The following is a 12,016-nucleotide window of genomic DNA, read 5'->3' on the forward strand; positions in this document are numbered from 1 at the left end:
GGATGCTGCACACCCAGCACGAAGTACGTTTCCCCGCCGTCGGCAGTGCGGCCGTCGGTACGGGCCGACACACCGGTGGCGAATTCGTGCGCGCCGATGATGTGCTCCGGGCGGAAGTCGCGCGACCCGATGCCGTACGCGCCGCGGAAGAGACGCGGGGTTTCGTCGGGCGTCATCGTGGGGTGCACGCCACCGAAGCGGGTGACCTCGTTGGCCTTGCCCAGCGCCACGCGGATGTCGCGCGCCAGCGGATTGTCACCGGCGAAGCTTTCGTCGGTGCGCTCGAGGATGATGACGTTCTTCTTGCCGCGCAGAGCGTCGATGACGGCGTCTTCCGGGAAGGGGCGGATCACGTTGATGTGGATGCTCCCCACCTTCGCGTTGCGCTGGTCGCGCAGATAGTCGCACGCTGCTTCGATGTTCTCGGCGGCGCAGCCGAGCGATACGAACACGGTGTCGGCGTCGTCGGTCTTGTACTGCGTGACCAGCCCGTACTCGCGCCCCGTGAGCTCGGCGAACTCGGTGTACGCCGCCGAGAGCATGGGGAGCACGTGTTCGCTGAAGTTGTTGCGCCGCGCCACCACGCCGTTCATGTGGTGCTCCTGATTCTGCACCGGGCCGAGCAGCGTGGGGTTCTTGAGGTCCATCATCTGCGGCAGCCGGCGGCGCGTGGGGCCGAACAGCTCGCGCTGCGCCGGGGTGGGGCAGGGGATGATGTCGTCGGGGGCACCGAGGTACTCGCGCAGGAATTCCGCCTCGGGGGCCAGGTACATGCGTTCACTGTGCGTGGTGAGCATGCCGTCCTGGATGTTCATGCCCGGGTTGAGCGCGAGCTCGCACACCTTGCGCAGGATGATGGCCTGATCGGCCGCCTGCTGCGCGTCGCGCGCCATGAGCATGATCCACCCCACGTCGAGCGCGGCGTAGATGTCGTCGTGGCCGCAGTGCACGTTGAGGGCGTGCTTGGTGAGGGCGCGGGCGCCCACCTGCAGCACCATCGTGGAGAGCTTGCCGGGCGCGTGGTAGTACTGCTCCATCGCGTACACGATGCCCTGGCCACTGGTGAAGTTGACCGTGCGGCGCCCGGTGACCGCGAAGGCGGTGGCGCCACCCTGTGCGGCGTGTTCCCCCTCGGTTTCGGCGGCGACCTTCTGTTGTCCCCAGACGTTCAATTCACCGGTGGCGAAGGACGCCTGGTAGATCTCGCCGCCTTCGGTGGACGGCGTGATGGGGTAGAACACCCCACCCTCGGTGATGCGGGTCTCCACGTACTGCGTGACCAGCTGATTGCCGCTGCATGTGACGTGGAAGCCGGGATACTTGTGCTTCCCGTGGCGCGACGTGGTCGGGGGAGTCACGGAAGCGGTGGCGTCGGACATGGCAGTGGGCGCTGGGGAGAACGGGGAGTGTCTCTGCATCGGAGATGCGGCCGTTCCTACGTTGCGTCGCGGTACCACGGCGCGCCATAGATCGCGGCTCCCGGAGAGTCTGGCGCCGGGAGTGCGCGGGCGCTGTCAGGAAGCTCACGACAGCCGTGCGCGCCCGACCGGGTCAGGGCGCGCCGTCGGCCATGGGGACGAGGCGCGACGGACGGGCCGATGGGTGCTGGCGATCGACGGGCATGAACATGGAACCTCCTGGTACGAAGAAGGCCCCTCCGTGGGAGGGGCCTTGTCGTGTGGACCAGGTCGCCGCCTCCCGTGGGTCTCGGGAGGGGCGGCGGTTGCGTCACATCGTGGCGATGCCGCTAATAACTCGGGCTACTTCTTGGTCGTGATGCGGATGACGCCCTTGGCGCCTTCGGGGCCGTAGATCTTCTCGGCGGCCGCGCCCTTGATCACCTCGATGCTCTGAATACGATCGGGGGACATCTTCATGGCCTCCTCCGTCGCCTTCACGCCGTCGACGAAGATCAGCCCCTCGAATGTGCTCTTGGCGGGTGACATGCGGACGTTTTCGCCGATCACGAGTGTACGGCTGCTGTCAGCCGTCCCATCGGCCTTCACGGCAATCCGAAAGCCCTCGACGCGCTTGAGCGTCGTGACCGCCCCAGCCGTGCTATCGCCGGCACTGCGGGTGGCAATACGCAGTTCGCTGGTCTTCTTGTCCAGCTTGCTGATGTTGATCGAGGCGATGCGATTGGCGTTGAGGGCCTTGGCCTCTGCTTCCGTGACTTCCTTGCCGTCGATGACGAAGCGCGTGGTGCCGAGTGCCGGGGCGAGCGCCGCCGTACGCTGCTGGGCGGCGGTCACGTCCATCCCTTCGAGCTCGGCGCTGGTGGGCAGTTCGGCGCCGCAGGCCGCGATGAGGGCCAACGCCCCCAACGACAGGCTGACGAGGCGACGGGTGGTGGTGTGGGCGACAGGACGATCGGTCATGCGACGAAGTCTCCGTTCGAGGTGGGACGTGTGGTGCGAGAAGGCGGTTGCACCGGTGAGCAGCGGTGCCGGTGTGGCGGCCGCCGAAAGGTCGATGAGCAGCGCGCCGTATCGACGGGCCGAGGCGCCCGACTGCAGCACACGCGTATCGCAGTCGAGCTCGATGGCCAGACGCAGCCGGTTGAGCAGATACCACATGCAGGGATTCCACGGCACGAGCGCGGCTGCAGCGCAGGCGCTCATGAGTAGCATCGGGTCGCGCGCCGTGATGTGCGCTTGCTCGTGCGTCAGCACGAGCTGTTGCTCCTCCGGCGATCGGTGCAGCAACCACGCGGGCACCACGATACGTGGTGAGCGCACCCCGTACACTGCGGGGCCGGCCGTGCCACACACGAACACACTATGCTGGCCGAGTGCCGTCGGTTGCGCCGCGCGCAGCAATCGCCGCTGACGACGATAGGTCCAGGCGCCGATGCCGACGAGCACGACCGTCGCGAGAGGCCACGCGAGAACGAGCACCAGCTTCACGGTCAGCGGCGCACGCGCGACCACCCGCGAGAGTCCTGACGATGCCTGCATCATCGCTGCGTCCGCTCGCACCGACGCGGTGCGTGCGGCATTCAGGAATCGGTCCGTCAGGGAGGGCGCGGCAGCCGGTGCGCCTGTCGCGGTGGTCGACACGCGAAGGGGGAATCCCACGACAATGGATGGGGCGGCGCGTCGCCACGGTTGCGTACCCGCAAGCGCCACGGCCGTGAACAGGGCTACGCTCCAGACCACGCGGCTCGGCGCTACGCCGCGCGCCAGTCGATGCAACAGCAACGCCACGCCGGTGAGCACGGCCGACACGATGAGCGTCGTTGCCATCCACGCCGCGAGGAACGGCGCCCACCCGGCGATGGTGTTCGCGAACGCGCTCATGCGTCGTCCCCCAACCGCTCGGCCAACAGCGCACGCATGCGTTCCAGTTCGTCGCGGCTAAGCGCCTTGTCCGACACCAACTGCGCGAACATGCGCTCGGTGGAGCCCTGAAAGATCGCGTCCTTGATGCGGCCGATGGCGCTGTGGCCAGCCTTGTCCGCGGCCACGGTGGGGAAGTAGCGATAGGCGCGCCCCTCGGGCTCCGGCTGCACGTAGCCCTTCTTTTCGAGCGTCTGCAGCGCGGACAGCACCGACGTATACGCGAGATCCTCATCGAGGTGCTCGCGCACATCGGCCACCGTGGCGGAGCCGAGCTTCCAGAGCACCGACATCACCGCCAGTTCGCGCGGCGGGAAGTGCAGATCGTTCATGTAAACACGGCCGGAGTGGAGATGATCTACTGGTCTTCCAGTAGAGCACGGTGGGTCTCCGACCTTGTCAACTGGTTTTTCAGTAGATAGCGAGCAGCCCGCCGTTTACACCGTGCAGGTGGCGACCGCTTCCTTGAGCGACGCCACGCCGTTGCGCTTGGGGATGAATTCGTGCGCGAACACGCCGGTGTACCCGGTGCTCGCGATGTACTCGGCGATGCCGCGGTAGTTGAGCTCCTGCGCACCGTCGATCTCGTTGCGCCCCGGCACGCCCGCGGTGTGGAAGTGCGCGATGTACGGCAGGTTGGCCTTGATGGTGGCGATCACGTCGCCTTCCATGACCTGCATGTGGTAAATGTCGTACAGCAGGCGGAAGCTCGGGCTGTTCAACCCCTTCGCGACTTCCACGGCCCACGCGGTATGGTCGGCGTGATAGTCCTTGTGATCGACCTTGCTGTTGAGCATTTCCATGCACAGCACCACGCCGTGCTTCTCGGCCGTGGGCATGAGGCGCTTGAGCCCCGCGATGCAGTTGGCGATGCCCTCGCCGTCGCTCATGCCGCCCTTGTTGCCGCTGAACACCACGATCTTCTTCACGCCCGCCGCGGCAGCGCGCGGAATGTACGTTTCGCCGTCGGCCACGAGCTTGTCGTGATTGGCCGGCCGGTTGAAGCCCACGGGAATCGTGCCCCAGCTGTTGCCCATGGTGCACTCGAGGCCGTACTGCTGCGGCACGCTCCACTCGTCGGGGCCGAGGAGGTCGATGCCCACGAGGCCAATCGCCTTGGCCGTGGTGCACAGCTCGTGAATCGGCGTGCTGCCGTAGCACCAGCGGGATACCGACTGGCGTAGCCGCCCGGCCGCGGGCACCTCCCCAATCCGTTCGTCGGCGGAGGTGATCGGCACGCCAACAGCGCCGGCCATCGCTACCGTGCCAAGGGTTCCGAGCATATCGCGTCGATGCATGGGGGCAGGGGAGTGTGTGGGGGCCGAACGCCGCGTGCGTCGGGTTACTGCACTTGGATGTACAGCGGCACCGGCCAGAGCCGCAAGATTTCGGAGCGCGGCGTGATGGGTTTGTCGTTCTTCGCCTTGGTGAACTGCTTCCACCCGGCGAACTGCACCGGCTCCTTCTTGATGTAGCTGTAGTACGAGTCGCGCTTGAGCGACGGCGGGCCGAAGCCGTCCATGTGCATCACGATCTGCACCTTGGGATCGAGGCGGATCGACTTGGCATTGGTGACGCCGCGCTGCGTGAAGCGGTGAATGACCAGCACCTTGGGGGGCAGCTTGTACTTCTCCACCAGGCCGGCGAGGTAGCGCGAGGCATAGTTGATGTCGGCCGCATCGTAGGTGCCGATCTTCTTGCCGGGGCGCGTGCCGTCCTTCATGGAGAACTCGGGATCGATGCCGAGGTGTACGTCGGGGCGCTTGAGAAACCGCTCGAGCCGGGGCAGCTCTTCCTGCAACGTGCTGAGCCCTACCTGCACATCGATGAACATGATCGCGTTGCGGCTTTTGGCCCAGCCGTAGACCTTCTCGATCAGCGTGCTGTCCATCCGGTTGCGATACTTGCCGTCGAATCCCTTGTCGCCGGCGGCCACCACCGCGATGAGGTGCAGCGCGGGCTGCACCGGGGTCTTGGGGTCGAGGCGATTCCACTCCGCCACTTCGGCGTCGAGCTTGCGCAGCATCTCGTCCGGCGCGAACTCGCCGAGAATGCCCATGCGCACCGAGCGCGGGTTTCCATAGAACGCGATAATGCGCTTGGAGGGCAGGACCGAGCCGGGTAGCGGTGCCGGCATCGCGGGCGGCCACAGCGAATCCAGGTCACTGCCGGTGTTCTTGAACGCCAGATGACGATCGCCGGCCTGCGGGCCCAGCGCGCCGACGGGCTTGCGCGGGGCCTTGCCCGAGTCCGCAGTGGCCGCCGACTGCTTCGCCTTCTTGCTCGACTTCGCTGACTTCTTTGCCGACTTCTTGGTCCCCTTCGCACGCTTGGAAGCCGTGGCGGCATTGCCGGCCTTCGACGTGGTCGACTTCGCGGCCGATTTCGTGGCTGACGGTTCGGTCGATTGCGCCGACGACTGCGCAACGAGCACCGACGTGCTCACGAGCGATGTGGCGAGCAGCGCACCGATTGCCGTGACAATGACGGCGCGTCCACGCGCCCACCGGGCGGCGGAGAGATTCAGGGCAGACACAGACATGTGGCAGGACTTGAAAGACGACGCACAACCGTGGGCATCACGGCAATTGTGACAGTGTAATTCCCGGGCGGGAGCCGACAAAGGGGACGGACGCGCTCCTACTTTGGCTCTTCCGTCTTGGGCGCCGCATACTGCATGCGTTGCAGCACCGCGCCCACACGGCGCGATGCCACACTGCCGCGCGGGGTCCAGCGCCGCGGCGCCGGCAGAATGGCGGCCATGCGCGCCGATTCCTCACGCGTGAGCGAGGCCGCGCTCTTGCGATAGTGGTAGCGCGCACCCGCCTCGGCGCCGAAGTGATACGGGCCCCACTCGGCGAGGTTGATGTACAGGTCGAGGATGCGTTCCTTGGTGAGCAATAGCTCGAGCCACAACGCGAGGTACGCCTCGATGCCTTTGCGCACGAATGAGCGGCCGTTCCAGAGGAAGATGTTCTTGGCCACCTGCTGCGTGAGCGTGCTGGCACCGCGCAGCTTGCCGCCGCGCTTCCGGCGCTTGAGCGCCTTGTCCAACTCCACGAAGTCGATGCCGTTGTGCAGATAGAACCGGTCGTCTTCGGAGGCGAGCACGGCCCGGCGGAGCGATGGGCTCATGGCGCTGCGCGACACTGGCGTATGCACGGGCCATGCCGGTTTGTCACCGGCGAGGAAGCGTTGGCCGGCGCGCTGCAGCATGACCATGGTGACGGGGGGATTCACCACCGCGAAGAGCAGGATGAACGGCACCGGCGCGAACGCCACGAGCAGCAGGGCGCGTAGTACGCGCACGAACCAGCCGCGCGGCTGGGCTTTGCCGCGACGAGGAAGGAAACGCATCAGGGTTCGCGCAGGTGCGGTGGTGTGTCGGGCGGCTGGCGGCGCCAGCGTCGATGCTGCCAGAAGTACTGCTCGGGATACTCTCGCACCTTCTGCTCGAGCATCTGCGTATAGCGCAGCACTATGGCGTCCACATCGGCCTCCCGATCGCCAGTGGGTTGCACTTCCACCGGTTCCACGAAGAAGGCGTAGCGCCCGCTGGGCTGGCGCACGCAGATCATGAGCAGCACCGGCGCACCAAAACGGAGCGCGAACACCGCGGGGCCGCGCGGCGTCTTGGCCGGCCGGCCGAAGAACGGCACGAAGGTGCTCGCCAGCCCCAGCGCATCATGATCGGCGACGAACGCCACGAGATGGTTCTCTCGCAGCGACCGCGGCGTGCGGCGCACGGCATCCCTGTCGTGGATGACCTCCATGCCGATCTGCTGCCGCGTGCGGGTGATGTACGCTTCGAACAGCTTGTTTGCCGCGCCGCGGGTGACGGCATCCACGCGGACGCCGCGCGCCGCCACGTAGGCGCCGGCGAACTCCCAGTTGCCGAGGTGGCCGGTGACGGCGATGATGCCCTTGCCCAGCGCCAGCGCTGCCTCCACGTGGTGCCACCCTTCCACCCGTTCCACGCGCGCCAGCACATCGGCCGGCGAAGTGCCGGGGAGCACGGCGGTTTCGATGGACGTGCGTCCGAGGCTCTCGTAGGCGCGGCCGGAGAGCGCACGCACCTCGTCGGCTGAGAGGTGAGGGAAGGCCGCCGCGATCTGCCGTTCCACCACGCCGGCGCGAATGCCGATGGGGCGATAGGCGAGGCGCGCGAGCCACCCGCCCACGGTACTGGCCCCGCGCCAGCCCAAGAGGCGCAGCCCCGCCACCGCCGCCCGGGTGGCGGCGTACTCGACGCGATGCGAGAAGGTCGGTGCGGGCTCCGCACTGGGGGCAACCGTGCTCATGTCGGGGAATCTAACCGGCTGTCGTGCATTCTCCCTGTCACGTGGCTGTGGCCCGACTGCCATATTACCGGTGATGTCGAACCAGCCCACCCCGCTCTCGAACGCGGCCCTCGCCTCGCAGCGTCTGGCGCAACTCGGCCTGGTCATCAACGCGCTCCTGGCGGTGGTGAAGCTGGTGGCGGGGCTGGTGGGCAACGCGTACGCCCTCGTGGCCGACGCCATCGAGAGCGGCACCGACATGATCGGGTCGGTGGTGGTGTGGGGCGGGCTTCGCATCGCGAGCCGCGATCCCGACGACCGCTATCCCTTCGGCTACGGGCGGGCCGAGGCGCTGGCGGGCGCGGTGGTGTCGGCGCTCATGTTCGGGGCCGCAGCCGGTATCGCCATCGAGGCCATTCGCGAGATCCGCACCCCACACCATGCGCCGGCCCCGTGGACGCTGGGGGTTCTCGCGGTGGTGATCGTGGTGAAGGAGGTGCTGGCCAAGAAGGTGCTGCAGGTGAGCGAAGGAAGCGGCAGCGTGGCCGCCGCGGCCGACGGGTGGCATCACCGCGCCGATGCGATCACGTCGGCGGCCGCCTTCATCGGTATTACCGTGGCGATCGTCGGTGGCCCCGGCTGGGAGCCGGCCGATGACTGGGCGGCGCTCGTGGCGGCCGCCATCATCGCCATCAATGCCACTCTGCTGCTGCGGACGGCGCTGGGCGATCTCATGGACCGGGCGCCTGACATCACCATCCAGAGCGTGGTGTCCACCGCCGCGCTGGGGACGCCCGGTGTGCTCGCCATCGAGAAGCTGAAGATCCGCAAGACCGGCACCGCGTACTACGTGGACATTCACGTGCAGGCCGAACCCTCCATGACGCTGCACGATGCCCACATTCTGTCGGGGATCGTCAAGTCGGCCATCCGTCAACGCATTCCCGCGGCGGTCGGCGTGCTGATTCACATGGAGCCCTACGAACCGTCGAACGTGTGAGGACCCGCCCATGAGCAACTCTCCGACGTTTTCCGTGCTCACCACGGCCGAGTGCCACGCGCTGCTCGCGTCGCAGCACGTGGGGCGCATCGCCTTCACCTTCCGGGATCGTGTGGATATCGAGCCGGTCCACTACGTGTATCGCGACGGGTGGATCTGGGGACGCACACAGCACGGAGCCAAGGTGAGCGTTCTCGCTCATCATCCGTGGGTGGCCTTCGAAGTGGATCACATCGAGGCCCTGTTCTCCTGGCGCAGCGTGGTGGTACACGGCCGCATGGAGTTTCCCGACCCCGACGGCAGCACGCAGGATCAGGAACGGTACGCGATGGGTGTAGAGGCGTTCCGGGCGCTCGTACCCGGGGCGTTCACTGAACACGATCCCACGCCGACGCGCGATCTGATCTTCATGTTGCCCGCTACGGAGCTCGCCGGGCGTTCGGCGACGATGGGGACGGCGTGAAGCAGGTGCCAGTGCAGCGGGTACCGTTGGCCCTCGCGCTCGAGGCGGTGCACGAGCAGACCACCGTGTCGCTCGGCAACGCCGCGGCGCGCGTGGACTCTGCCCCCGACAAGAAGGTGCTGGAGCAGGCCACCAGTGATCTGCTCGCCCGGCTGGCGGCCTTGCAGGATGCGTTTCATGCCGACGGGCGGCATGCGCTGCTGCTCATTCTGCAGGGACGTGACGCGTCGGGTAAGGACGGGGTGATCAAGTCGGTGTATGGTGCCTTCAACCCGACGGGCGTGCAGGTGGCGGCCTTCGGGCCACCTACCGCACTGGAGCTGCGACACGATTTTCTCTGGCGCGTGCATCAGGTGGTGCCCCCGCGCGGGATGATCGGGGTGTTCAATCGCTCGCATTACGAAGACGTGTTGGCCGTGCGCGTACGCCAGCTCGCACCCGTGTCCGTGTGGCAGGCGCGATTCGCGCAGATCAATCACTTCGAGGAGATGCTGCACGCCAACGGCGTGGTCATCCGGAAGTGCTTCTTGCACATTTCGCAGGACGAACAGCGCGCCCGGTTGCTGGCCCGTCTCGATGATCCCACGAAGAACTGGAAGTTCCGCGTGGAAGACCTCAATGATCGCGCGCGGTGGGACGACTACACCGAGGCCTATCGGGAAGCGTTGACCCGGTGCAGCACGCCTGACGCGCCGTGGTTCGTGGTGCCGGCCGACAACAAGGCGCTGCGCAATTATCTCGTGGCGAGGATGCTCGTGGACACGTTGGAATCTCTCACGCCGTCGTATCCCGCCATGCAGGAGGCGGTGCGTACGGCCGCCCGGAACTTCACGTGAGCGAACCGGTGTCACGTCTGCGTCGTCTTGGCGCCGTCGCGCTGGTGGCGGTGGGAGCGCTGTCGTGGCCCGCGGCGGTTGCTGCGCAGGGAGGCGCATCGCCGTCCAGCCCTCCCGTTCGCTCGATGGGGTCAGTGGCGCCCAGTGGCCATCGGTTGCAGGTGATCGCCGAGCGTCGCTTCGATGCCGCGTCGGGGCTGCGCGCATCCACCGTGTTCGCGATGCAGGTCGATCGCAACGGCATCCCGTGGCTTGGTGCCGACGATGGGTTGTACGAGTATGCCGGCGGGAGTTGGCGGCGCGAAGAACTGCCGGACGGTTTTGAGAATCAGCAGGTGCGTTCGCTGCTGCTGCCCGCGAATGGCAGCCGCTGGCTTGGCACACGGCGGGGCCTCCTGTACCAGCCGCGCGGTGGCGCGTGGCGCGTGTTCGGCGAGGCCGACGGGTTGCAGGGCCAGGTCGTGTTCAGTCTGGTGGAGACGAACGCCATTGACGGCTCGCCGCGCGTGGTGGCCGGCACGACCCTCGGCGTGTCGTATTTCAACGGTGAGAAGTTCATTCCGTTGCCCTTGCCCGCGCCCATGCAGAAGCTGGGCCTGGTGCTGGCGAGCGGGTTCGCACCCGACGGGAGTGCGGAGTTGTGGGTGGCGAGTTCGATGGGCGGGGCGGCGCGGCTCAACCGCGGAGCGTGGACGTATTTCGGTCCGCCGCAGGGGCTGGCGTCACCCGATGTCCAGGCGTTGGCCGTGTCGCCGGGGGACAGCGGGTCGGTGCTGTATGCGGCCGGAGTGGCGGGCGTGTTCGAGCTCGAACGCCGCGGTGGCGCGCTGCGCTGGGTGCGCGTACCCGATTCGCCACGCGACGCCTTTCGCGTGCAGGTCGTGCAGTCGCCAGGAGACCAGCCTGAGCTGTGGGTGGGGCTCACCGATGGACGGATCTTCCGACGCCGCGACGGGACGTGGCGTCCGCTGGAGAAGGGTGGCTCCGATCGGCATGGCACGATCACGCTGTTGACGGCGGTGCCCGGTCATGGTGGCGGCACGGCGGTGTATGTCTCGTCACGCGGTGGCTATCTCGCGCGTATGTCGATCGGCGTGGCCGGTGGCCTGATCTCCAGCGAACTGGATGCCGCGAACAGTGTCATTGCGTTGTGGGTCGATCGTGGGGCTGACGAGCGGGATGCGCTGTGGGTGGGTACGAATGATCGCGGTGTCCTGCAGGTGCGACCGGGAGGGACGGTCGCCAGCATCCCGTTTGCCGGGGCGAGTCTGCGGCGCAGCGTGCCGTTCCTGCAGCGCCTGTCGCTGTCGGCGCCGGGAGCGAGCGCCACGACCGGTGGTGACCTGCTGGCGGTGTCCGACTGGGTGCCATGGGTGTTGCGGGGCTCCCGATTCGAGCGGCTCGACGCGGGACTCGATACGGCGCGGGTCCTGCAGTTGGCGCGCGTGGTGCTCCCCGACGGCCGTGACGCGCTGGTCGCGGGCACGACCAACGGTGTGCGGTTGTGGACCGGAGCGCGCTGGGAGCGACTGTGGCCCACTCTCTCCGGCGTCGTGAGCACCCTGGCCACGGTACCCACGTCGGCCGGATCGGTACTGTACCTCGGTGGTCGGCACGAACTGCGTGCGGTCACGGCGCGGGGGAGCTCCACCGAGTCGTTCTCTCCCATCCGCGCGGCGGGCGTCGGGTTGAGCACCGTGCGCCGTGTGTGTGCGACGCGCGTGAATGGGCAGCCCCGCCTGTGGGTGCTCGACAGCGATCGGGGCGTGTTGTCCCGCGAGCTGAACCAAACCACCTGGCAGCCGCTGCCAGCGCATCTGACGCGGGTGCTCAGCAATCTGGGCATTACGGACTTCGCCTGCCTCGACGACGGGAGGGTCGCGCTGTCCATCTTCACGGGGCTATCGGTATTCGATGTGGCCTCGCCGTCGCCGGACCAGTGGCGCGTGGCCACGCAGGTGAGCGATGCGGATGGGCTGCCAGCCAACGGCGTGCTGGCCATCGCGCGCAGCCGTGTGGCGTCCAACGTGCTGTGGCTGGGCACCAGCTTCGGCGTCGGTGTGGTGGATCTTGCTCGCGCCACCCAGTTGCCGCCGGCG

The 12,016-nt window shown here is 67.4% G+C and carries 9 protein-coding genes and 2 pseudogenes; 4 read left to right on the top strand and 7 right to left on the bottom strand.

What is annotated here, in order from left to right:
* The 7 genes and pseudogenes from ACIQ6O_RS06915 to ACIQ6O_RS06945 all read right to left on the bottom strand — a co-directional run.
* Positions 1-1,379 (bottom strand): annotated as a pseudogene (locus ACIQ6O_RS06915) (oxidoreductase); the annotation flags it as partial.
* Between the two features lie 381 nt (positions 1,380-1,760).
* Positions 1,761-3,299: a M56 family metallopeptidase gene (locus ACIQ6O_RS06920; protein ID WP_396207046.1), complete on the bottom strand. Its 1,539-nt coding sequence runs from the start codon at positions 3,297-3,299 to the stop codon at positions 1,761-1,763.
* A complete protein-coding gene (locus ACIQ6O_RS06925; protein ID WP_396207047.1) occupies positions 3,296-3,670 on the bottom strand; it encodes a BlaI/MecI/CopY family transcriptional regulator in 375 nt (124 codons plus the stop codon). Before ACIQ6O_RS06925 ends, ACIQ6O_RS06920 begins: the two co-directional genes overlap by 4 nt.
* A 105-nt stretch (positions 3,671-3,775) precedes the next feature.
* Complete coding sequence (locus tag ACIQ6O_RS06930; protein WP_396207048.1) at positions 3,776-4,636, bottom strand: hydroxypyruvate isomerase family protein; 861 nt, start codon at positions 4,634-4,636, stop codon at positions 3,776-3,778.
* 44 nt (positions 4,637-4,680) lie between these two features.
* Positions 4,681-5,880 carry a hypothetical protein gene (locus ACIQ6O_RS06935; protein WP_396207049.1) on the bottom strand — a complete coding sequence of 400 codons (1,200 nt, stop codon included), beginning with the start codon at positions 5,878-5,880 and terminating at the stop codon, positions 4,681-4,683.
* A gap of 98 nt (positions 5,881-5,978) precedes the next feature.
* On the bottom strand, positions 5,979-6,695 hold the full coding sequence (gene mtgA / locus ACIQ6O_RS06940) for a monofunctional biosynthetic peptidoglycan transglycosylase (protein ID WP_396207050.1): 717 nt from the start codon (positions 6,693-6,695) through the stop codon (positions 5,979-5,981).
* Positions 6,695-7,639, bottom strand: coding sequence for a lysophospholipid acyltransferase family protein (locus ACIQ6O_RS06945; RefSeq protein WP_396207051.1), 945 nt, complete (start codon positions 7,637-7,639; stop codon positions 6,695-6,697). Before ACIQ6O_RS06945 ends, mtgA begins: the two co-directional genes overlap by 1 nt.
* Before the next feature lie 73 nt (positions 7,640-7,712).
* On the opposite strand from ACIQ6O_RS06945, the gene ACIQ6O_RS06950 reads away from it, so the two are divergent.
* The 4 genes and pseudogenes from ACIQ6O_RS06950 to ACIQ6O_RS06965 form a co-directional block, all read left to right on the top strand.
* Positions 7,713-8,618: a cation diffusion facilitator family transporter gene (locus tag ACIQ6O_RS06950; protein WP_396207052.1), complete on the top strand. Its 906-nt coding sequence runs from the start codon at positions 7,713-7,715 to the stop codon at positions 8,616-8,618.
* A 10-nt stretch (positions 8,619-8,628) separates the two neighbouring features.
* Positions 8,629-9,081 (top strand): pyridoxamine 5'-phosphate oxidase family protein, encoded by a 453-nt coding sequence (locus tag ACIQ6O_RS06955; RefSeq protein WP_396207053.1) that lies wholly within the window; start codon positions 8,629-8,631, stop codon positions 9,079-9,081.
* The gene (locus ACIQ6O_RS06960; protein ID WP_396207054.1) at positions 9,078-9,917 is read left to right on the top strand and encodes a PPK2 family polyphosphate kinase; all 840 of its coding nucleotides are present in this window, start codon (positions 9,078-9,080) and stop codon (positions 9,915-9,917) included. The genes ACIQ6O_RS06955 and ACIQ6O_RS06960 overlap by 4 nt, the downstream gene beginning before the upstream one ends.
* A pseudogene (locus ACIQ6O_RS06965) lies at positions 9,914-12,016 on the top strand (hypothetical protein); the annotation flags it as partial. The gene ACIQ6O_RS06960 and the pseudogene ACIQ6O_RS06965, both read left to right, overlap by 4 nt.

It is taken from the genome of Gemmatimonas sp., assembly GCF_044345575.1.
GTDB lineage: Bacteria > Gemmatimonadota > Gemmatimonadetes > Gemmatimonadales > Gemmatimonadaceae > Gemmatimonas.